Raw genomic sequence first — 20,685 nt, 5'->3', positions numbered from 1 at the left:
TTGAACACATGTCGCGCGGCGCGCGGCACGCTTGTCTGACCGACGCGGCAAGCGGCGTTCCCGTTGCAAGGAACATCGTTTGCTGACCGTCTGACCGTATGTGACCGTATGTAAGCGATGGCTTCTTTCTTGCGACCGCAACGAGAAGCACACCTGGCCGATGACGCACAATCCAACTCACGCGGGCACCGAGGCGGGCACCGAGGCCGCCACCCGCGCACCGACAGCGACGCCGCCCACTCGAACCGCGCCGGGTCTGTTGCGCCTGAATCGCACCTGCGAGCGCAAGGAGCACGCGCATCATTTCCGTGTCCTGATCGATGCGGCCGAGTATTTCGAAACGCTGCGCGCCGCGATGATCCGCGCGCGCCACAGCATCTATATCGTCGGCTGGGACATCGACAGCCGTCTTCAACTCGTGCCCGGCGGCGCGCCCGACGGTCTGCCTGCGCAGCTCGCCGACTTTCTTTGCGCGCTCGCGCAAGCGAACCGCCATTTGCGCATCTACGTGCTCGCATGGGACTTCGCGATGCTCTATGCGTTCGAACGCGAATGGCTGCCCGTGTACAAGCTCGGCTGGCGCACGCATCGGCGCATCCGCTTCCGGCAGGACGGACGGCATCCGCTCGGTGCGTCGCACCACCAGAAGATCGTCGTGGTGGACGACGGGCTCGCGTTCGTCGGCGGCATCGACCTGACGCGCTCGCGCTGGGATACGCCCGAGCATCATCCTCACGCGCCGTTGCGGCGCAATGCGGGTGACACGCCGTATCAACCGATGCACGACGTGCAGGCGATGTTCGACGGCCCGGCTGCGCATGCCGTGAGTCTGCTCGTGCGCGAGCGCTGGCGCCACGCGACAGCCAAAGCAATCGACGCCGCGCCCGGCTCGACTTCGCTCGCGCACGACGCCGGCATCTGGCCCGCCGATATCGCAGCCGACATAGAACAGGTCGAACTCGGCATTTCGCTGACGCAACCGGCCTTCGAAGGACGGCCGCTCGTCGAGCAGATCCAGCAGCTGTATGTCGATGCGATCGCGTCCGCGAAACACAGCATCTACATCGAAAACCAGTACTTCACGGCAAGCCGTGTCGGCGCCGCGCTCGCTGCGCGTCTCGCCGACGCCGACAGTCCCGATATCGCCGTCGTCGGACCTGAAAGAACGAGCGGCTGGCTGCAGGAAGCGACGATGGGCGTGCTGCGCGCGCGTCTGCATGGCTTGCTCAAACAGGCGGACGGACAGGGACGCTACGCGCTGTATGCGCCGACTACGGGCGGCGGCATGAGCGGCACAATGAGCGGCACCGTAGGCGGCACGCGTGGCCAGTTCATCAACGTGCACAGCAAACTGATGACTGTCGACGACGACGTGCTGATCGTCGGCAGCGCAAATCTCAACAATCGCTCGATGGTGCTCGACACCGAATGCAATATCACGCTCGCAGCGCGCGGCGATCCGCGCGTGCAGCGAGCGGTGGCGTCGGTGCGCAACCGGTTGCTGGCCGAGCATCTCGATGTCTCGCCCGCCGATGTGCAAGCCGCGCTCGGCACGCAGCGTCTGAACGAAGCCATCGCACAGTTGCGTCATGGCGAACGCACGCTGATACCGCTCGATCCCGTCGTGTCCGGCGATCTCGAAGACCTTGCGTCGCATGTATCGGTGCTCGATGCCGAAGCGCCCGTCGCGCCGCACGAACTCGTGCGGCACTTTCTGCCCGAAGAGCGCAGCCGTCCGCTGACGGGCAAGCTGCTCGCGCTCGGCACGCTCGCGCTGGTCGTCGTCGCGCTCGCCGTGCTGTGGCGCTTCACGCCGCTGCGCGACGCCGTCAGCTTCGCGACGCTCGTGCACGGCGCGCAGCGCGTGCACGCCGCGCCGCTCGGGCCGTTTGCGATCGTCGCGCTGTACGCGATCGCCGCGAGCGTGTCGGTGCCCGTCCCGCTGCTGATCGCTGCGAGCGGCTTCGTGTTCGGTGCGCTGTGGGGCAGCGCGTACGCGTTCGCGGGGACGATGACCTCTGCGTGCATCACGTACTATGCGGGCGCATCGCTCGGTCACGATACCGTGCGCAAGCTCGCAGGCAGCCGCATCAACCGGGTCAGCGAAAAGCTCGGCAAAAAGGGCTTGGTCGCCGTCGTCATTCTGCGCGTCGTGCCCGTTGCGCCGTTCACGATCATCAACCTCGCTGCAGGCGCGTCGCATATCAGCCTGCGCGACTATCTCGCGGGCACCGTGCTCGGCATGACGCCCGGCATCGTCCTCGCGACGACGTTCGCCCATCAGCTGGTGGCGGCCGTCCGCCATCCGTCGATGACAGGCCTTGCACTCGTCGCACTGATCGGCGCCGCGCTCGTGGGTCTGTCCGTTGCCTTGCAACGCTTCTTTGCGCGGCGCTCATGAACGATCCGGGCCTGTCTTCCCTGCAGGAGCGGATCGCGGCCGACGATGTCCGTGCGTTGCGCATCGCCACGTACAACATCCACGGCACGATCGGCACGGACGGGATCGCCGCGCCGGAGCGGACCGCCCACGTGATCCGCGAACTCGACGCCGATATCGTCGCGTTGCAGGAAGTCCCGTTGGGCGGCAGTTTTGCGCCGAATGCGCTGCCCGTCTTGCGCGAAATGACAGGGATGAATGCCGTCGCAGGACCGACGCTCGATACGCCCGAACGCCGCTATGGCAACGCGATCCTGAGCCGCCTGCCCATCTGCGCGACGCGTGCGCTCGATCTGTCGTTCGGCACGCGCGAAGCGCGCGGCGCGCTCGACGTCGATGTGCAAACGGATGGCCGGGGCACGGCGCTGCGTGTCGTCGCGACGCATCTGGGACTGTCGGCGCGCGAACGGCGCGCGCAGATCCGCGCGCTGATCTCCGCTTTCGATACGCCCCGCATGCCCGTGCTGCTGATGGGCGACATCAACGAATGGTTCGTCTGGGGCCACGCGCTGCGCATGCTCGTCACCCATTTTCAGGCGGCGCCCGCGCCGCGCACATTCCCGTCGCGGCTGCCCGTGTTCGCGCTCGACCGCATCTGGATGCACCCCTCCGACCGCCTGCTCGATGTGCAGGTGCACGGCAGCATGCGCGCGCGTGTCGCATCGGATCATTTGCCGCTGGTCGCGCGGATCGCGCGGGAGCATTATTAGTAGTTCGCGGTGAAGCGCAGGCGCAACGCTTGCGCGCTCTGCGGGTTCGTTCAACATTCTTCATGGAGCTGCCAATGGTCAGAAAGAATTACGCCCCGGACGAAAACGCCCCTCGCCAACCCTATGCGGACAAGGACGCGGGCGTCGGCATGGGCCGGATCACCCTCGACGACGATGATGACCTCGAGGACGACCTGGACGATGAAGAAGAGGACGATGCGGAAGGCGCCCGTTGATTGGCTAGCGACTGACGGCTAGCGACTGACGACCAGCGAAAGCGTGATGAAAGAACGCAGCGCGCGGTGTGACGCCGCGCGCTGCTTTTGTTTGTGCGGTGGTACGCGGAGGGAAATCAGGCGTGCCGTTCGCGGCCATCCATGCCGCGTTCGTCGACCGCGCGGTCGGCCTGCACCGGCTGCGGCGGCCGCAGCGGATCGAAGTCCGCCCAGCGGCCCTGCTGCCAGCGCCCTGTGGCGCGTTCGATCGCCGCGCCGCCCGCCTCGCGCAGCACGTGCGTGGCCGTATGCTGTGTTTCGGGCGTCACGTGCACGGCGAGCAGCACGCCCGAGTCGCGCTCTTCGTGATGCACCGGCTCGCGATGCATGCCCTTGCCGCCGCCGCGCGTGCGGTACATCGCGCCGATCAGCGAGCCGATGTAAGCGCCGACCCCGGCGGCAATCGCCGATACCAATACGGGCGCGGAAAACGCCGTAAAGATGCCGACGCCGACGACGGCGCCCGCAACGGCCCCGATCGTCACGCCGATGCCCGCGCCCTTCGGCGCATCGGTGGCGGCGGCGTCCTTGTTTTCATCGCCGCCAATCGGAAAGCGCGCATGCTGTCCGCGCGGATTGACGAAGAACAGCGACACGTCTTCTTCGAGGAAACCCGCACGGAACAGACGTTCGGCTGCGGATTCGGCCGCGGGGAAAGTGATGAATCGTGCGGCAACGATGAGCGACATGATGCCTCCCTTGTTCCAGACTTCGTTCGATAAAGGGCGGCGGCGCGCTGCAAATCTCTTTAGCATCCTCTTTCGCCGACACCGCCCGCCAATGTCCTGAGTTGAGCAAGGCATGCGCCCGCGCTTTATTTGCGGCGCTGGCGCAGCGCTTCGTCTTCCGTTGCGTCTTCACCTTCGTCTTGCACGCCTTCATCCGAGCCGTCGATCATCTCGCCCGCCATGCCTTCGGATGCTTCTTCGCCCGTCGCGCTGATCACACGATCGACGTCGATGTCCTCGTTCTGCTCGAGCGTCGAATCGCCATCGGCCGATGCGCGTTCGCCCGTGCCCGCACGGTCGGTGTCGCTCGCCAGTTCGGCTTCGCCCGTTTCGAGCGCATGGTTGTCGAGTTCGTCGTCGATGTCGAACGCATGACGCTTCGCGCCCGCCATGTCGCTGCCGCTATCCGACGAATCGCTCGGACCCAGCGATGCGTTGTCGTGTCCCGTCTGCCTGACCACGGGGCGTTGCTCGTCGTCGGGATTCAGTGTGCTCATGCCGGCCTCCAGAGTGGGTTGATTCGGAAACTGCCTTGAATCAGGGGCGCAAAAAGCATTCCGCCCGTCCGTGCCCGTCCGCGCTCGTCTGACCTACCCGACGATCGACGCTTCGTGCAACTGAAGGGAACGTGTATTGCTGATCTGCCCGCACATGCATGGCGAACCAGGCATCATGAGCACGCGCAAACCCACACCGTCATCCACCGATGAAACCGGCGCAACGAAGCGCGCCGCGAAAGACCCATCATCCGTCGAACGGGACCAGCAACCGGAGCGCCTCGAAGACTGCCGGCGCTGCGCACTCTGGTCGCGCGCGACGCAAGCGGTCGGCGGCGTCGGGCCGAAGCACGCGCCCATGATGATGGTCGGCGAGCAGCCGGGCGACAGGGAGGACCTGCAGGGCATGCCGTTCGTCGGGCCCGCAGGCCAGTTGCTCGACGACGCGTTGCAGGAAGCGGGCGTCGCTCGCCGCGACGTGTACGTGACGAATGCCGTCAAGCATTTCAAGTGGGAGCCGCGCGGCAAGCGGCGCATGCACAAGACACCCGCGCAGCGCGAAATCGATGCGTGTCGCTACTGGCTGGAACGCGAACTGGCTTCCGTGGAGCCGCGCGTGCTCGTCGCGCTCGGCGCGACTGCCCTCAAGTCGATACTCGAAGATCGCGATGCGCGGCTGCAGGCTGTCGTCGGCAAGGTGCTCGAACACGGCGGCCGGCACGTGGTGCCGACCTATCATCCTTCGTTCGCGCTGCGCGCGCCCGACGAAGCGACGCGCCATCGCGCGTATGCCGCTATCGTCGCGGCACTGCGGGAAGCGGGCATGCTCGCGCAACGCGAAGCGGCGCGCAAGAGCAACAAATGATGGGCGTCATGCCTGCGCGTCGAGCGCGTGCTTGAGCTGATCGAGCGAATACGGCTTGCGTAGCGCCGTCCATGCGAACGGCAGCGCTGCATCGGACAACTGCGCGTCCAGCCCCGATGAAAACACGACACGCTGCGCGGCATGCATCGCGATCGCCGCGCGCGCGAGATCGAAGCCGGACATGCCCGGCAGCGTGAGATCGGTGAGCAGCACGTCGAATGGATGCAGTTTCAGGCGCTGCAACGCCTCTTCCGCGTTGCCCGCGGGCTCGAACGTATGACCGAGCATCGTGAGCAGTTCGCACAGTGCTTCGCGCGCGTCGCGGTCGTCTTCCACGACGAGGATGTGCAGCGCGTGCGGCGAACCGGGCCGCGCCTCATCGAGCATCGCACGCTGCGTGCCGTCGAACACGCCGCGTATCTTGCGCGCGAGCTGCATGCGGCTATACGGCTTTTGCAGCAGATCGGCGCCGCGCCGCAACTGCGCATCGAGGCCCATCGTGTCGCGCGTGTGGCCCGACGTGAACAGAACTTTCAACGACGGCCGCAACAGCAGCGCCTGGCGCGCCATTTCAGGGCTCAGCAGCGGGCCCGGCATCACCACGTCGCTGAATAGCAGATCGACCTTCGCGCCGCTGCGCAGCACGGTCAGCGCTTCCGTCGCGTCGTTCGCGGTCAGCACGCCGTAGCCGAGCTGCGAGAGCATGTCGACCACCGTCAGTTGCACGCGCCGGTCGTCTTCGACGACGAGCACGGTTTCGTCGCCCCGCAGCTCGTCCCCCGTGTGCGGTTCGACGGAATGGGCGGGCCGCGCGACGGGTGTCTGCGTCGAGCGCGGCAGATAGATCGTCACCGTGGTGCCGACGCCCGGCGTGCTCGCCAGTTCGATATGGCCGCCGCTTTGCAGCACGAAACCGTACGCCATGCTCAGGCCGAGCCCCGTGCCCTGACCCTCTGGCTTGGTCGTGAAAAATGGATCGAAGGCGCGCTCGGCGACATCGGCGTTCATGCCCGTGCCCGTGTCGGTGACCGTCATCTTCACGTATTCACCCGGGTCGACCTGCGCGGTCACGGCCGCCCGTGAATCGAGTACGGCATTCGACAGACCAAACGTCAGCATGCCGCCTTCCGGCATTGCGTCGCGCGAATTGATGGCGAGATTGAGCAGCACGTTTTCCAGCTGGTGCGTATCGACCAGCACGTTCCACAACTCGCCGCTGCCCTGCGACTCATGGATGCGCACGCGCACGCGTTCTCCGAGCGCGCGGCGCAGCAGGTCTTCCATGTTGTGCAGCACGTCGCCGAGGCTGCTCGCGACCGGCTGCAGCGCCTGACGGCGTCCGAACGCGAGCAGTTGCGACGCGAGCTTCGAGCCGCGCTCGACGGCCTCGATCGCGCGGCCGATACGCGCCCGGCTCCACGCATCGTCGTGCCGCGCGCCGAGCAGTTCGAGATTGCCGCGCAGCACTTGCAGCACGTTGTTGAAGTCGTGCGCGACGCCGCCCGTCAGCTTGCCGAGCGCTTCCATCTTCTGGGATTGAAACAGCGCATTGCGCGTCTGGTCGAGCAGTTCGGCGGCCTGACGGCGCTCGGTGATGTCGCGCGTGATCTTGGCGAAGCCGATCAGCGTGCCGCTCTCGTCGCGGATCGCGTCGATCACGACATGCGCCCAGAAGCGGCTGCCGTCGCGCCGCACGCGCCAACCTTCGGCTTCCCAGCGGCCTTCGCGCGCGGCCGTTTCGAGGCCGCGCTGCGGCACGCCCGATGCCGCATCTTCAGGCGTGTAGAAGCACGAAAAATGCGAGCCGATGATCTGTTCGTCGGTATAGCCCTTGATACGCCGCGCGCCTGGATTCCAGTTCGTGACACAGCCTTCCGGCGACAGCATGAAGATCGCGTAGTCGTTCACGCCCTGCACCAGCAGACGGAAGCGCCGGTCGCTTTCGAGGGCGGCGTCGGTCGCGTTCTTCTTGTCGCTGATGTCGCGCACGACGCGCCCATAGCCCAGCAGTTCGCCGCCTGGCGAGTAAAGCGCCGTGACGATCACATTCGCCCAGAACAGCCTGCCGTCCTTGCGCGCGCGCCAGCCTTCCGTTTCATAGCGGCCGTCTTCGCGCGCGCGCTCGAGTTCCATCTCCGGCACGCGGTTGCGCTGGTCTTCCGCGGTGTACACCACGCGGACGTGCTGGCCGATGATCTCGTTGGGCGCGTAACCCTGGATGGTCTCTCCGCCGAGGTTCCAGCTGATGATCGTGCCGTCGGGCGCGAGAGCGTAGATCGAGTAGTCGGTGGTGGTTTCGGCCCACAGGCGCAGCCATTCGCTGCTGAAGTCTTCCGCGAGCGCATCCATGCCGCCTGCCGCAGCATCGTGTTTCGCGCGCGGAAGAGGCGGCTGCCCGTCTCGCCCTGCTACGCTGCCGATGTCTTTTTCGTCGTCGCTCATTGCCCGGAATATGGCCTCTCTGCACGGCTATTGTATAAGCATGAACGTGCCGCCGGAATGCCCGTCAATCCCGAAGCAAACGCCTTGCCATGCTTCATAGCGGAAATTTCGTCGTCGAGAGGATTTCCTTGAGGACCATGAAGCTGCGGATCTGCCGCACGCCTGGCAGGTATAGCAATTGCTCCGCGTGCAGCCGGTTGAAACTCTCGCTGTCGCGCGTACGCACGAGCATGAAGTAATCGAATTCGCCCGTCACCACGTGACATTCCATGCAGCCCGACACCTTCTGCGCGGCCTTTTCGAAAGCGGCAAAGGTGTCGGGTGTCGAGCGGTCCAGCACCACGCCGATCACCACCAGCATTCCCGCGCCGACCGCTTTCGGATCGAGCAGCGCAACCGTCGCGCGGATCATGCCCATTTCCTTGAGCCTTTCGACGCGCCGCAAGCATGCAGGCGCGCTCAGCTTCACCCTGGCTGCGAGCGCAACGTTCGAGATCGACGCGTCCTGCTGTAGCTGCTTGAGGATCGCGCGATCGATGCGGTCGAGTTGCGAGAGCGGCGTGGCTTCCGCTGCCTGTTGGCTGCGTAATTTCGTTGCGCACATGAGCGATTTCAAGAAATGAAAGAAGGTGAAATGGCGTATCTATCTTCTCAAAGTATCCGTACACGATTTATTTCGCAAGCTCATTTCGCCGTGTCTTTCCTATCATGTTTCCCAGCGCGGCATCGTTTGCGTGTCGTCCGGCCCAAGCGTCCGACGCCCGATGCGCGCCCTTCCCAGACCAACGGATCCCGACCATGAACCTGCAACGCTTTCCCCGTTATCCCCTCACCTTCGGGCCGACGCCGATCCAGCCGCTCAAGCGCCTCTCGGACCACCTCGGCGGCAAGGTTCAGCTTTACGCGAAGCGCGAAGATTGCAACAGCGGTCTTGCGTTCGGCGGCAACAAGACGCGCAAGCTCGAGTACCTGATTCCCGAAGCGCTCGCGCAAGGCTGCGATACGCTCGTGTCGATCGGCGGCATCCAGTCGAACCAGACGCGCCAGGTGGCGGCCGTTGCCGCGCATCTCGGCATGAAGTGCGTGCTCGTGCAGGAGAACTGGGTCAACTATCACGACGCCGTGTATGACCGCGTCGGCAATATCCAGATGTCGCGCATCATGGGCGCCGACGTGCGGCTCGTCCCCGACGGCTTCGACATTGGTATTCGCAAGAGCTGGGAAGATGCGCTCGACAGCGTGCGCGCAGCGGGCGGCAAGCCGTTCCCGATTCCCGCCGGCTGTTCCGAGCATCCGCTCGGCGGACTGGGCTTCGTCGGCTTCGCCGAAGAAGTCCGGCAGCAGGAAGCCGAACTTGGCTTCAAGTTCGACTATGTGGTCGTGTGCTCGGTGACGGGCAGCACACAGGCGGGGATGATCGTCGGCTTCGCAGCGGACGGGCGCGCGGACCGCGTGATCGGCATCGACGCCTCCGCGAAACCGGAGCAGACGCACGAGCAGATTACGCGTATCGCGAAGCGTACGGCGGAACTGGTCGATCTGGGCCGCGACATCACTGCGCAGGATGTCGTGCTCGACACGCGCTATGGCGGCCCCGAGTACGGCCTGCCCAACGACGGCACGCTCGAAGCGATCCGCCTGTGCGCGCGGCTCGAAGGCGTGATGACGGATCCCGTGTACGAAGGCAAGTCGATGCACGGCATGATCGACAAGGTGCGGCGCGGCGAATTTCCGGAGGGATCGAAAGTGCTGTATGCGCACCTGGGCGGCGTGCCCGCGTTGAACGCCTATAGCTTCCTGTTCCGCGAAGGCTGAGCGGCTTGCGCCACGCGCCCGCGCTGTAACGACAAACGGCGATGCCATGCGGCATCGCCATTCGCCTCCTCGCAACACGGCCGTCGATAGGCGGCCTCGCTTTGCCCCTGCTTTGCCCCTGCTTTTCCCCTTTCTCCCGCGTTATTTCACCAGGTCGCCCGACACCCATCCTTGCGCGACGCCGATCTGCGCAACCTGTTTCGCCACCGAGTCGGCCAGCTTCTTCGAGTCGCTCGTCACGGTGTCGTTCTTGTGCTCCGAGCCGACATGCAGCGCGCCGCCGACGGCCGCCGATGTCGCGACATGTCCGACCGCCGCGCCGACGCCCGCCGTTTCCGCGACGCCTGGCATATGGCCGCTGTTCGCGTCGGCGTCGAAGGTCTGCACCAGCTGCGGCATGCCGCCCGCCGGCTTGTACAGCACCTGCACGTGCGCCGTCACCTCGCTCTTGCCCGCGCCGAGGCCGATCAGCGTGCGGCGGCGATGGTTGCCCGCGTCGATCGAACCCACCGCGCCTTCGACGATCAGCACGTTCTGGTCGGCAGGGGGCGGCGCATCGGTGCGGATCGCATGCATGCCCATCGCTTGCAGCTTCGCCACTACCTCATCCGTCAGCGCGTCGCTGGCTTCGGCCGCTTCCTGCGTCTGTTGCGCGGCCTGCGACGAACCGGAGAAGCTCGCGCCCAGCTTGTGCACGAGGCCGCTGTTGTCGAGCTTCACGGACTCCGGGTTGCTCGCGAACGTGTACACGTAGACGTTCTGCGGATTCGCCTGCGTGAGCGTCGAGTATTGAGCCGTGTTCGTGACGCTGGCTGCCGCGCAGCCGCTCAGCAGCATTGCGCTGAATGCGAGTGCGGCGGAAGCGCTGCGGATGGTCTTGCCACGAACGGAATTGAGAGCTGCAAACATGATGTGAAGTCCTGTCATCGATCAATTGATCTGAGCGGATCGGCCGATGATTTGCTTCATTCGAGGCGGCATCGGCGATGTCACGGTTGCGTGAATCGCCGGTTCGTTTTGTTGTTGCAGCTCAGCACGCGGAACGCAGTATGGTCGAGCGCCCGGACGATGGCTATCGACGAATTATGTCGACTCGTGTCATGGCCCCCGGTGCCTTTCCTGGCAAGGTTTTCCGGGCGATGGCGACAGCTTCGCCACGGCTTCGCGCGCAGCCGCGAAACCACCTCATCCGGCCGTTGCCGCACGCCCGTGCGCGCGTATTTTCCCTGATTGCCTGGAACAAGCCTGTTATGCCGAAATGCGCATTGGAATCGTCGCGAAACATCAAGACCGGGCGATATTGGCTTCCTATAGTCTTTTCACGCGGTCGCTTCCAGCAATCGCCGCTGCGTCGGCCGTTCGGGGCGATTCTGCCGATGCCACGCCTATTGAGGAGGTACTCACACGCAGTCGATACGGACAGGAGCCGCGCACCGGCCGCCGCCCCGCCGCGCGAAGCGCGGGACGCACGCGAACAAAGCCGGCCTATATGCCATAACAACGATTTCATGCTTGTCGACAAAGGAAACAACATGCGTTTTGCAAAGACTCTCACCCCGATCGCGGTTGCAGTTGGAGCACTTCTCGCTGTTGCACCACTCGCCTCTCGCGCGGACACAGTCGTAAAGATCGGCTTTGCCGCGCCGCTCACGGGGCCCAACGCCAATTACGGCAAAGACCTGCAGAACGGCGTCAAGATGGCGCTCGACGACGCCAAGGCACAAGGCGTCAAGATCAACGGTCAGCCCGTCTCGTTCGAACTCCTCTCGCAGGACGATCAGGCCGACCCGCGCGTCGGCGTGCAGGTCGCGCAAAAGCTGGTCGACCAGGGCGTTTCGGTCGTTGTCGGCCACTTCAACTCGGGCACGACGATCCCCGCTTCGGATCTCTACGAAAAGGCAGGTCTGCCCGACATCGACCCCGCCGCGACCAACCCGATCATCAGCAACCGCGGCTTCAAGAACATGTTCATGGTGATCTCGAGCGACGCGCAAAACGCGGGCACGGCGGGCGCCTACGCGGTCACGACGACGAAGGCCAAGCGCATCGCCGTGATCGACGACCGGACAGCGTTCGGCCAGGGCGAAGCCGACGAATTCGTGAAGGCGGTCAAGGCGCATGGCGGCGACATCATCGACCGCGAATACACGACCAACCAGGCGTCCGACTTCAAGACGCAGCTCACCAATCTCAAGGCCAAGAACCCCGATCTGATTTTCGTGGGCGCGCTCAATCCGCAGGCGGCCGGCATCATGAAGCAGATGAACCAGCTCGGCATCAAGGCGCAATTCGTGGGCGGCGGCGGCGTGAAGGACATCGACTTCATCAAGCTCGCGGGCGACGTGTCCGAAGGCGCAATGGCCTGGGAATATGGCCGTCCCCTCGACAGCACGCCCGTCGGCGCGAAGTTCGCCGAACGCTTCAAGCAGAAGTTCGGCGAGGATGTGCTTTCGTACGCGCCGTTCGGCTATGACGCGGCGTGGACGGCCATCAAGGCGATGCAGGCGGCCAATTCGACGAAGCCCGACGACTACCGCGCGAAGCTGCAAAGCATCAGCTTCGACGGCATCACGGGCCATATCGAGTTCAACGCGAACGGCTCGCTGAAGAACGGCTCGTCCACGGTCTATCAGGTAAAGAACGGCCAGTGGGTGACCGTCAAGACAGTCAGCGGCCTCTGAGCGGCTGACGCCCGCCAGCGGCTCATCGGATGCCGCTGGCCATCGGCAGCGTGAGGCCGAACCGCGCGCCGCCATGAACCGATTTGTTGTCAGCCGGGATGCGCCCGCCGTGGGCCTCGATGATCGAGCGGCAGATGGGCAGGCCCATGCCCATGCCGCTTTCCCTGGTCGTGAAGAAGCTTTCGAACAGGCTGTCGAGATGTTCGGGGGCAATGCCCGGTCCACTGTCCTCCACCGCGCAGCACAGCGTGGCGGCATCCTGCATGTCAACCCGAATGGTGATCTCGCGCCGCGCACTTTGCGCTTGCGTGATCGCCTGCATCGCATTGACGGTGAGGTTGACGATCACCTGCTGCAACTGGACGCGGTCGGCAAGCACGTGCTGCGCGCCCGCCGCATACGCGCGCGTCACCGCGACGCTGTGCAACTGAAGTTCGTGATCGAGGAAGCCAAGCGCCTCGTCGATGAGGTCCGCAAGCGATACGAGCGTGTGTTGGGGCGTGTCGCGAGCCGCCATCCCATGGATGCGCTGAATGATGTTCACGGCACGCTCGGCGTCGACCATGATCCGCTCGCCCGTGGCGCGCGCTTCGTCGAGGTTCGGCACAGGCCGGTTGAGCCAGCGCAGTACGGCCTGGCCGCTCATATTGATCGCGGCGAGCGGCTGCTTCAGTTCGTGCGCGATCGACGCCGCCAGCTCGCCGAGCATCGAAATACGCGCAGCATGGGCGAAATCCGCCTGCACCCGCTGAAGCATGTCCTGCGCGCGAATCCGCTCGGTCAGATCGACGAGACTGATGACGGCCATGCCCTGATCGTCGTTCTTGCGCGGACGCGCAACGGTGAAGAGCACATCGATGACCCGGCCGTCGAGTGTGGGCAGCTTCGTCGTTTCCTGAAACAGTTCTTCGCCGTTATACCGGCTTGTCACAGCGCGCCGGAATGTGCCGGGATTCGCTCGCCAGACCCACGACAACGGGCCGAGCAGCTCGCGCCCGTCGCGCGCACCGAACATCTGCATCGCGTAATGGTTGGCGTCTTCGAGCACGAGTCCTTCGTATGCACTGGTGAGCCACTCGGGATGGTCGTCGATGTATTGCGACAGATCCTGCACACCGTGTTGCCGCAACGACGTCAACATCGCGACCAGCGTCTGTGCCTCCGTTTGCCACAGGCCGACGGGCGTTTCGCTGAAGAGCTGCCGGTAGCGATGCTCGCTGCGCTGCAGGTCGGTATAGAGCGCGGCGTTGTCCAGTGAAATGGCGGCTTGCGAAGCCAGCAGTTGCAGCAGCGCGACGCGGTCCGATGTGAAGACGCACGGCGCGAGGTTGCTCTCCAGATACAGGACGCCGACAAGCTCCCCCTGCCTGACCATGGGCAGGCACAACACGGACCGCGACCGCGTGCGCCGCACATAGTCGGCTCGTCGCTTCGGCTTCGATGCACGGCTCGCCTCCGCGCGCGCCGCCTCGAACGAGGATGAGGAGACCGCGCTCGGCGCCCGCATTTTCGACCGCGATCCGTATCAGCGTCTCGATCAGTCTGGGAAGAACGATTTCGCTCGACAGCACCTGCGAAATCATTCACGTCCGGATGCGTGAGCAGATCCTCCATCAGATCCAGGGTGGCGGCGTCGAGCCACTGCAGATCGTCGAGGAGCGCAAGCGGATGCTCGCGCGTGAACATGCCGATGAACCGGCGGAAGACCAGCTGGAAACGGCGCGGCGCATCCTGCGGAGGAAGCTCGGGAACAGGCGGCTGCTCTCCGATGATGAGCTTCAGCTCAGGGACTAGATCGACCATCAACTGACCATTCGGACCCAGCGCCTCACGAATCGCATCGCGCCAGCGGGCCAACTCGTCGTCATGTCTGGCGAGGATGGGGCGAATCAGGCTCTGGAAGGCTTGCGCTAGCGTCGCATACGGAATGTCACGCTTGTACTGGTCGAACTTGCCCGATGCGAAGAAGCCGCGCGGCGGCACGAGCGGCTTATGCAGCTCGTAGACCAGCGACGATTTGCCGACGCCCGAGTAGCCGGAAACAAGCACGAGTTCGGGCCGGCCTTCTTCCATGACCCGCTCGAACGACGCCAGCAAGGTATCGATTTCGACGGCGCGCCCATACAGTCTCATACGGACGTACAACCCCGCAGCGCAAGGCCATGTTGTAAAACAACTTTTCAAACCTCAGATAGACGTTGCGTCATGCTTTCGCAGGCCTCACAAATAGCTTTAATCAAGCAAATAGTGAGATTAAAGGCAGTACGACGCTGTCGCTGAAACCAGGGATCGCCCTAAGCTTCAACAACATTTGCTTGACAAGTTGACGACTCGAAGCGACGATGCCCGACACAGAACGATCCCCGTTCGCAACACGCGCTGCGGCGGCACGGCGCGCCCCGCAGCGTTCCCCACAACCTCGCGCCAGACATACGCAGACGCATCAGACGGCATCGCCAGCGGTACACGACGACCGTCATCCGCAGGAGACAAGCAATGCAACGCCACACGATCAAAGGACTACGCTGGTGGATCATCGGGCTCATCATGCTCGGGACCATCTTCAACTATCTCGCGCGCAGTTCGCTGTCCGTCGCCGCACCGACGCTGACCGACAAGCTGCACATGACGACCCAGCAATACTCGTATGTCGTCGCCGCCTTCCAGGGCGCCTATACGGTAATGCAGCCCATCGCAGGCTATATCCTCGACTTCGTCGGCCTCAAGATCGGCTTTGCGATCTTCGCCATCGCGTGGGCCGCGTCGAACATGCTGCACGGCCTCGCCACCGGCTGGACCTCGCTCGCATTCTTCCGCGGCCTGCTCGGCATGAGCGAAGCTGCGATTTTCCCGGCGGGCATGAAGGCAATCAGCCAATGGTTTCCGGCGAAGGAGCGTTCGATCGCGACGGGCTGGCTGAACACGGGCACCTCGGTCGGCGCGATGCTCGCGCCGCCGCTCGTCGTGTACTGCATTCTCACCTTCAACTGGCAGATGGCCTTCGTCGTGACGGGCGGCTCGGCGCTGATCTGGGTCGCACTGTGGCTCGTGTTCTTTCGCAAGCCTGAAGATCATCCGAATCTGTCGACAGACGAGCGTCAATATATCCTCTCCGGCCAGGAGCGCCGCGCGCAGGATGCGACGACGCGTCCGTCGTGGCGACACGTGCTGTCGACGCGCCGTTTCTGGGGCATCGCGATACCGCGTTTTCTCGCCGAGCCGGCGTGGCAGACCTTCAACTTCTGGATTCCCCTCTATCTGTTCAGCGTGCGTCACATGAACCTGAAAGAGATCGCGCTGTTCGGCTGGATGCCGTTCCTGGCCGCGGACCTCGGCTGCGTCGTCGGCGGCTACCTCGCGCCCTTCTTCATTCGCCGCTTCGACGCGTCGCTGATCACGTCGCGCAAGCTGGTCATCATTTGCGGCGCGGTGCTGATGATCGGCCCAGCATGTATCGGGCTCGCATCCAGCCCATATGTCGCGATCGCGCTGTTCTGCATCGGCGCGTTCGCACACCAGTCGATTTCGGGCGCGCTGTTCACGCTCGCTTCCGACGTCTTCGGCCAGCACGAGGTGGCCACGGCTACCGGCTTCTCGGGCATGTTCGGCTGGCTGGGCGGCATGATCTTCTCGTTGATCGTCGGCGCGTTGGCGGCTACTCTCGGCTATAACCCGCTGTTCGTCTGCCTGATGCTGTTCGACGTGATCGGCGCGATCGTCGCCTGGAAGCTCATCACCCATGGCGAGACCTCCACGCAGGCCCGCGCTGCCGTGCCCCTGGAATTCGCCGGACGGCAGACGCCGGGCCGTTGATCCGCTGACCCCCTGCCTGACCTACAAGAAGGTTTGACCATGACGAAAAAGATTGCGTTGAGCGGTGCGGGCGGTCAGCTTGGCCGCTTCCTGCGTGCCGCGCTGAACGGGCGCGGCGTGAACCTGCGTTCCGCCGCGGGCTCGCGTGCACTGGAACCGATGTTCGATGGCGAAGACGTGATGCACGGCGACCTGCGCGATCCCGCGGTGGTGGACCGGCTGATGCAAGGCGTCGACGTGCTGATTCATATGGCGGGCACGAGCGTCGAACGGCCGCTGCCCGAAATCATCGAGAACAATCTGCGCGGCCTCGTCGAGGTGTATGAAGGCGCGCGGCGGCATGGCGTGCGCCGCATCATCTTCGCGAGTTCGAATCACGCTATCGGCATGTATCCCGTCGAAGACAAACTCACGCTTGACTGCGCGTTCCGCCCCGATGGCTTCTACGGGCTCAGCAAGGCGTGGGGCGAATCGCTCGCGCGCATGTACTGGGACAAGCATGGCATCGAGAGCGTGTGCATCCGCATCGGCAGCTGCATCGAAAAGCCGACCGAGTTCCGTCATCTGAGCACATGGCTCGGCCATGACGATTTCCTGCATCTGATCGACCGCTGCATCCAGGTGCCTGAACTGGGATTTCAGGTGGTCTGGGGCGTGTCGAACAACACGCGCAGCTATTGGGACAACTCCGCAGCGGCACCGCTCGGCTATCAGCCGAAGCAGAACTCCGAAGACTATGCGGGTGAAATTCTCAAGCAAGCCAATCCGCTCGATCCCGTCGCTCAGCGTTTTCAGGGCGGCAGCTTCGTGACGATCGACTACACGCCGCCTGAGAAGCGCGGTGGCCGTGACTGAGGAGAGCGCTGCCTGACGCAGGCCCAAGGTGCAGGGCCCTGATGCAGGTCATCGATCACATGATGAAAAACGCCGCCCACGGGCGGCGTTTTGACTGAATGGCCAGTAGCGTTCTGCACGCTGGGTAACGGCTGTTTCGCGCCGAACCGTTTCGGGCGCCGTCGTTTGATACCGACATTGCCTGATCACAACTTTCTCACAGCCGCCTGCAATAAAAAGCGCCGCAATTGCGGCGCCCTGTCCTGCTTCACAACCTTCGACCAGCATTAGAACCGGTGAATAATGCCCGCACCGACGCCCACCATGCTGCGCGACGACGAAGGCGTCGAGTTGAAGCCATCGCCGATCGTTGCCGTTGCGTTGATGATGTGCGTGCCGCCGCCCGTCGCGTTCGGCGCCAGCGTCTGGCCGTTCGCGCGCTGATACGCCTGCAGCGCGTAGATGCCCGTACGCTTGGACAGCGAGTAGTACTCGGACAGGTTGACCTGCGAGTACGACGCGTTGCTCGAGATGCCGTTGGCCTTCGTCGCGCGCGTGTACGCGTAGCCCGTCGCGAAGTCCCATGCCGCCGTCGGCTTCCAGTGCAGCACGATGCCGCCCGAATTCCAGATCGACAGATCGTGGAAGCCCGAGCCGACGCCCGGAATGTACTGCACGTTCGAGTACGTCGCCGTGATGTCGAACTGGCTGTTGAACGTGTAGCCCGCGCCGACCGCGAAGCGCTGCTGCGCGCGTGCCGACTGGTAGCCGTTGGTCACGGCCGAGATACCCGCCTGCGCACCCGCGTTCGAGGTCGCCGAATCGGTGCCGAAAGCGCCGCCGTTCACGTTCGAGTTGTTGATCTTCGAGAAGCCGACCGCGATGCCGATCGGGCCCTGCGCGTACTGCACCGCCGTGCTCCACGTCGAACCCTGATATGCGCTGCCCGGCACGCCCGCAAACGAATACGAGCCGCTGAACTTGAAGCCGTAGAGCTTCGGCGACATGTACAGCAGCGTGTTGTTCGCGCGGTAGATCGTATCGAGACCGTCGACGTCGCCCGCGTGCGCGCCGTAGAAGCCCGTGAGCCAGGTGGTCGGGCTGTACGGCGAGAGCAGCTGGTAGTACGACGCGTACTGGCGGCCCGCCGTCAGCGAACCGTATGCGTCGTTCGTCACGCCGACGAACGCCTGGCGGCTGAACATCAGGTTGTTCGTCGACATTGCGCCGCTGTTCGCGCTGAAGCCCTCTTCCAGCGTGAAGATCGCCTTGGTGCCGCCACCGAGGTCTTCCGCGCCCTTCAAGCCGAAGCGGCTGCCTGCCCACACGCCCGTGACCATCTTGACTGCCGAGTGGCCGTTTGCGGTCGAACCGAGCGACGTCGAACTCGACTGATAACCGATGCCGTTATCGACGATGCCGTACAGCGTCACGCTGTTCTGCGCGAAGGCAGGCGCCGCCGTTGCCAGCGACGCGCCGATCACGAGTGCCGCTGTGGCGCCAGAAAATTGCTTCTTCTCCATCCGTATCCCCTCCTCGGGCTTGGTATTGATGTTGTTGCCTGTCGTTGCCTGTTGCTGTTGCCTGATTTCGTCGTGCTGTGCGCTCAAGGGTCGCGCAGCGCGAGAGTTCTTGTTGCCCTGCTCTGTTCTTCGAATTCAGCGGCCGTCCGATTCGCCTTAAGCCGCGGCCGCCGCGTACTCGCGTTCGAACGCGAGCAGATCGCGCACCGCCCGCGCGACGGCGCCATGATGTTCGACGGGCGTCGCGCTCAGCAGCGGCAGCATCGAACCCATGTCGGCGATGCCCGAAAACGTTACGGCGTCGTGCAGCACGCGGATCAGCGAGATGTTGTCGCGCAGCGTTTCAAGCGGCATGAAGGCGTCGTAGAGGCGCTGCGCGTCGGCGGCGCGCCCTTCCTTCGCGGCCGCGAGCAGTCCCATCACGGCGTGCGGAGCGATGCAGCCGCTGCCCGTCGTCCACGCTGCAAGGCCGAAGTCGCGCACGTGCGTCAGCGCGGGACGCTCGCCCATGCCGGAGATCACGCGAGACGGACTCACGCTTTCCAGCAGACGCCGCAGATACGGATCGTCAGCCGGGTTCTCGCGGACGATCGCGTACTTGACCGCGATCAACGTGCCGCGATCGACGAGCCGCGCGAGCGTGTCGACATCCACGTAATCTTCGCTCTTGATGTACAGCGTAAGCGGCATGCCCGCCGTATCGACGATGCGCGTGAGCCCCGCTTCGACGCCCGCCGGCGTCGTGAAACCGGACAGCGGCAACACCATCGCCGTGCGGTACGAGGTCTGCGCGAGGATGCGCGCCTGATCGAGCATCTTGCCGTAGTCCGGCCCGATGGCCGGGATCACGCGCGTAGTGGGCGCGGTGTGCTCCGCCAGCATGTCGAGCAGTTCGCGGTATTCGCTGACGGCCACGTGATAGAAATTCGCGTTGCCGCCGTACAGCAGCGTACGCACGCCACCCGCTTCGATATGCCGGATCAGCGCCGCGTTGGCGTCGATGTCGAGCGACAGATCGGCGCGACGCGCGAGCGGCGGAACTGCCATCACGGTAGACGCGAATTCGCGTGCATCGATCTGGGACTCGTTCATAAGGTCTCGTGGTTCGAATGGATGGCGGACGTGCCAGAAATTAGCATCGGCGCGCCAATGTTGTCAAACAACCTATGGAGCACTAGGTGTTTTCCATGTAATCGTTTGACAACAGTTTGCGGCGCGCGGAAGCGGTCGCCATCGGCGGCGACATGCGATTACATTGGAAGGATGGCAGCAGGCCCCATCCATCGACAGGAGGCTGATGATGATCAGGTACGCATTGTTCGCGCGTTTCGAGGCAAAGCCCGGCAAGGAAGCGGAGGTCGAGGCGTTTCTGCAGAAAGGACTGGAACTGGCGAATCAGGAAACCACCACGCCGATCTGGTTCGCGCTGAAGATCGCCGAGCACACCTACGGCGTGTTCGACGCATTCCCCGACGAGGCGGGCCGTCAGGCGCATCTCGACGGCCCGATCGCGAAGGCGTTGATGGGCGTCGCCAACGACCTGTTCACGGGGCCGCCGCAGATCGGCCGGATCGACGTGCTGGGCATGAAGAACACGCCCGGCTGAGCTTGCCGGCGGCGCGCCGGCGCATCGAAACGGCATCGTCACAACCACAACGAGAGGAGACCTCGACTCATGACCATTCGCATCGTTCGACTCGGATCGGACCGCGCCGCAGACGAAGGCGTGCGCATCGGCACCGTGCGGCGTCCGCCGCGCGGCGTGCCGAAGTCCGACTTCAGCCGCCGCAATTACTACGATGTCTGGCTGCCGACGCTCTCGCCCACGCCGGAACTCGTCAGCGAGGCGCTGGCTGCGCAGACGGATGCCGAATGGAAGGCCTTCGTGCGCAAGTTTCGCGCGGAGATGAATCACGGCGACGCGTCGAAGGTGCTCGACACGCTCGCCGCGTTATCGGCCACGAGCAATTTCTCGGTCGGCTGCTATTGCGAGGACGAGAACCGCTGCCATCGCAGCGTGCTGCGTCAGTTGCTCGCGGACCGGGGCGCGAAAGTCATCTAG

18 protein-coding genes and 1 pseudogene are annotated in these 20,685 nt (G+C 64.4%); 10 read left to right on the top strand and 9 right to left on the bottom strand.

The window, feature by feature from the left end; all coding sequences use genetic code 11:
* The first annotated feature begins 160 nt into the window (after positions 1–160).
* The 3 genes from FRZ40_RS29150 (at position 161) to FRZ40_RS44145 (ending at position 3,386) form a co-directional block, all read left to right on the top strand.
* A complete protein-coding gene (locus tag FRZ40_RS29150; protein WP_147236414.1) occupies positions 161–2,401 on the top strand; it encodes a VTT domain-containing protein in 2,241 nt (746 codons plus the stop codon).
* Positions 2,398–3,150: an endonuclease/exonuclease/phosphatase family protein gene (locus tag FRZ40_RS29145; protein WP_147236413.1), complete on the top strand. Its 753-nt coding sequence runs from the start codon at positions 2,398–2,400 to the stop codon at positions 3,148–3,150. Before FRZ40_RS29150 ends, FRZ40_RS29145 begins: the two co-directional genes overlap by 4 nt.
* Positions 3,151–3,224: 74 nt before the next feature.
* Entirely contained in the window at positions 3,225–3,386 is a 162-nt protein-coding gene (locus FRZ40_RS44145; protein ID WP_155995741.1) for a hypothetical protein, read from the top strand.
* A 116-nt stretch (positions 3,387–3,502) separates the two neighbouring features.
* On the opposite strand, the gene FRZ40_RS29140 is transcribed toward FRZ40_RS44145, so the two are convergent.
* A complete protein-coding gene (locus tag FRZ40_RS29140) occupies positions 3,503–4,114 on the bottom strand; it encodes a hypothetical protein (protein ID WP_147236412.1) in 612 nt (203 codons plus the stop codon).
* A 125-nt stretch (positions 4,115–4,239) separates the two neighbouring features.
* Positions 4,240–4,650 carry a chemotaxis protein gene (locus FRZ40_RS29135; protein ID WP_240057312.1) on the bottom strand — a complete coding sequence of 137 codons (411 nt, stop codon included), beginning with the start codon at positions 4,648–4,650 and terminating at the stop codon, positions 4,240–4,242.
* A 175-nt stretch (positions 4,651–4,825) separates the two neighbouring features.
* On the opposite strand from FRZ40_RS29135, the gene FRZ40_RS29130 reads away from it, so the two are divergent.
* Positions 4,826–5,515, top strand: a complete 690-nt coding sequence (locus tag FRZ40_RS29130) for a UdgX family uracil-DNA binding protein (RefSeq protein WP_147236411.1) — start codon at positions 4,826–4,828, stop codon at positions 5,513–5,515.
* Positions 5,516–5,521: 6 nt separating this feature from the next.
* Here the strand turns inward: FRZ40_RS29130 and FRZ40_RS29125 are convergent, their stop codons facing one another.
* Positions 5,522–7,957, bottom strand: a complete 2,436-nt coding sequence (locus FRZ40_RS29125) for a hybrid sensor histidine kinase/response regulator (RefSeq protein WP_147236410.1) — start codon at positions 7,955–7,957, stop codon at positions 5,522–5,524.
* Between the two features lie 94 nt (positions 7,958–8,051).
* Positions 8,052–8,561 carry an Lrp/AsnC family transcriptional regulator gene (locus FRZ40_RS29120; protein ID WP_147236409.1) on the bottom strand — a complete coding sequence of 170 codons (510 nt, stop codon included), beginning with the start codon at positions 8,559–8,561 and terminating at the stop codon, positions 8,052–8,054.
* A gap of 194 nt (positions 8,562–8,755) precedes the next feature.
* On the opposite strand from FRZ40_RS29120, the gene FRZ40_RS29115 reads away from it, so the two are divergent.
* Positions 8,756–9,772 carry a 1-aminocyclopropane-1-carboxylate deaminase gene (locus FRZ40_RS29115; RefSeq protein ID WP_147236408.1) on the top strand — a complete coding sequence of 339 codons (1,017 nt, stop codon included), beginning with the start codon at positions 8,756–8,758 and terminating at the stop codon, positions 9,770–9,772.
* Positions 9,773–9,913: 141 nt separating this feature from the next.
* Here the strand turns inward: FRZ40_RS29115 and FRZ40_RS29110 are convergent, their stop codons facing one another.
* Positions 9,914–10,681 carry a DUF4410 domain-containing protein gene (locus FRZ40_RS29110; protein ID WP_028369376.1) on the bottom strand — a complete coding sequence of 256 codons (768 nt, stop codon included), beginning with the start codon at positions 10,679–10,681 and terminating at the stop codon, positions 9,914–9,916.
* 623 nt (positions 10,682–11,304) lie between these two features.
* Between FRZ40_RS29110 and FRZ40_RS29105 the strand changes: the two genes are divergently transcribed.
* Positions 11,305–12,453 carry a branched-chain amino acid ABC transporter substrate-binding protein gene (locus FRZ40_RS29105; RefSeq protein WP_028369377.1) on the top strand — a complete coding sequence of 383 codons (1,149 nt, stop codon included), beginning with the start codon at positions 11,305–11,307 and terminating at the stop codon, positions 12,451–12,453.
* A gap of 22 nt (positions 12,454–12,475) precedes the next feature.
* Here FRZ40_RS29105 and FRZ40_RS29100 read toward each other — a convergent pair whose 3' ends face one another.
* Positions 12,476–13,960 (bottom strand): sensor histidine kinase, encoded by a 1,485-nt coding sequence (locus tag FRZ40_RS29100; RefSeq protein WP_147236407.1) that lies wholly within the window; start codon positions 13,958–13,960, stop codon positions 12,476–12,478.
* A gap of 77 nt (positions 13,961–14,037) precedes the next feature.
* Positions 14,038–14,583 (bottom strand): annotated as a pseudogene (locus FRZ40_RS29095) (ATP-binding protein); the annotation flags it as partial.
* 366 nt (positions 14,584–14,949) lie between these two features.
* Between FRZ40_RS29095 and FRZ40_RS29090 the strand changes: the two are divergent.
* Positions 14,950–16,266, top strand: coding sequence for an MFS transporter (locus FRZ40_RS29090; protein WP_147236406.1), 1,317 nt, complete (start codon positions 14,950–14,952; stop codon positions 16,264–16,266).
* A gap of 39 nt (positions 16,267–16,305) precedes the next feature.
* Complete coding sequence (locus FRZ40_RS29085; RefSeq protein WP_147236405.1) at positions 16,306–17,121, top strand: NAD-dependent epimerase/dehydratase family protein; 816 nt, start codon at positions 16,306–16,308, stop codon at positions 17,119–17,121.
* Positions 17,122–17,387: 266 nt separating this feature from the next.
* Here the strand turns inward: FRZ40_RS29085 and FRZ40_RS29080 are convergent, their stop codons facing one another.
* Both FRZ40_RS29080 and FRZ40_RS29075 read right to left on the bottom strand, forming a co-directional pair.
* A complete protein-coding gene (locus FRZ40_RS29080; RefSeq protein ID WP_147236404.1) occupies positions 17,388–18,623 on the bottom strand; it encodes a porin in 1,236 nt (411 codons plus the stop codon).
* Positions 18,624–18,779: 156 nt separating this feature from the next.
* A complete protein-coding gene (locus FRZ40_RS29075; RefSeq protein WP_147236403.1) occupies positions 18,780–19,715 on the bottom strand; it encodes a dihydrodipicolinate synthase family protein in 936 nt (311 codons plus the stop codon).
* A gap of 208 nt (positions 19,716–19,923) precedes the next feature.
* On the opposite strand from FRZ40_RS29075, the gene FRZ40_RS29070 reads away from it, so the two are divergent.
* Together FRZ40_RS29070 and FRZ40_RS29065 are read left to right on the top strand one after the other, a co-directional pair.
* Positions 19,924–20,229, top strand: coding sequence for a putative quinol monooxygenase (locus FRZ40_RS29070; RefSeq protein WP_028370125.1), 306 nt, complete (start codon positions 19,924–19,926; stop codon positions 20,227–20,229).
* Positions 20,230–20,298: 69 nt separating this feature from the next.
* The gene (locus FRZ40_RS29065; RefSeq protein ID WP_028370126.1) at positions 20,299–20,685 is read left to right on the top strand and encodes a DUF488 domain-containing protein; all 387 of its coding nucleotides are present in this window, start codon (positions 20,299–20,301) and stop codon (positions 20,683–20,685) included.

This window comes from Paraburkholderia azotifigens, assembly GCF_007995085.1.
In the GTDB taxonomy this organism is placed as follows: domain Bacteria; phylum Pseudomonadota; class Gammaproteobacteria; order Burkholderiales; family Burkholderiaceae; genus Paraburkholderia; species Paraburkholderia azotifigens.
The sequence above is the reverse complement of the archived record's forward strand: the minus strand, read 5'-3'. Positions and strand labels throughout refer to the sequence as shown.

Coding starts and splice junctions, on each gene's coding strand:
- FRZ40_RS29150 (WP_147236414.1), top strand. CDS start 161: ATGACGCACAATCCAACTCACGCGGGCACCGAGGCGGGCACCGAGGCC.
- FRZ40_RS29145 (WP_147236413.1), top strand. CDS start 2,398: ATGAACGATCCGGGCCTGTCTTCCCTGCAGGAGCGGATCGCGGCCGAC.
- FRZ40_RS44145 (WP_155995741.1), top strand. CDS start 3,225: ATGGTCAGAAAGAATTACGCCCCGGACGAAAACGCCCCTCGCCAACCC.
- FRZ40_RS29140 (WP_147236412.1), bottom strand. CDS start 4,114: ATGTCGCTCATCGTTGCCGCACGATTCATCACTTTCCCCGCGGCCGAA.
- FRZ40_RS29135 (WP_240057312.1), bottom strand. CDS start 4,650: ATGAGCACACTGAATCCCGACGACGAGCAACGCCCCGTGGTCAGGCAG.
- FRZ40_RS29130 (WP_147236411.1), top strand. CDS start 4,826: ATGAGCACGCGCAAACCCACACCGTCATCCACCGATGAAACCGGCGCA.
- FRZ40_RS29125 (WP_147236410.1), bottom strand. CDS start 7,957: ATGAGCGACGACGAAAAAGACATCGGCAGCGTAGCAGGGCGAGACGGG.
- FRZ40_RS29120 (WP_147236409.1), bottom strand. CDS start 8,561: ATGTGCGCAACGAAATTACGCAGCCAACAGGCAGCGGAAGCCACGCCG.
- FRZ40_RS29115 (WP_147236408.1), top strand. CDS start 8,756: ATGAACCTGCAACGCTTTCCCCGTTATCCCCTCACCTTCGGGCCGACG.
- FRZ40_RS29110 (WP_028369376.1), bottom strand. CDS start 10,681: ATGTTTGCAGCTCTCAATTCCGTTCGTGGCAAGACCATCCGCAGCGCT.
- FRZ40_RS29105 (WP_028369377.1), top strand. CDS start 11,305: ATGCGTTTTGCAAAGACTCTCACCCCGATCGCGGTTGCAGTTGGAGCA.
- FRZ40_RS29100 (WP_147236407.1), bottom strand. CDS start 13,960: ATGCGGGCGCCGAGCGCGGTCTCCTCATCCTCGTTCGAGGCGGCGCGC.
- FRZ40_RS29090 (WP_147236406.1), top strand. CDS start 14,950: ATGCAACGCCACACGATCAAAGGACTACGCTGGTGGATCATCGGGCTC.
- FRZ40_RS29085 (WP_147236405.1), top strand. CDS start 16,306: ATGACGAAAAAGATTGCGTTGAGCGGTGCGGGCGGTCAGCTTGGCCGC.
- FRZ40_RS29080 (WP_147236404.1), bottom strand. CDS start 18,623: ATGGAGAAGAAGCAATTTTCTGGCGCCACAGCGGCACTCGTGATCGGC.
- FRZ40_RS29075 (WP_147236403.1), bottom strand. CDS start 19,715: ATGAACGAGTCCCAGATCGATGCACGCGAATTCGCGTCTACCGTGATG.
- FRZ40_RS29070 (WP_028370125.1), top strand. CDS start 19,924: ATGATCAGGTACGCATTGTTCGCGCGTTTCGAGGCAAAGCCCGGCAAG.
- FRZ40_RS29065 (WP_028370126.1), top strand. CDS start 20,299: ATGACCATTCGCATCGTTCGACTCGGATCGGACCGCGCCGCAGACGAA.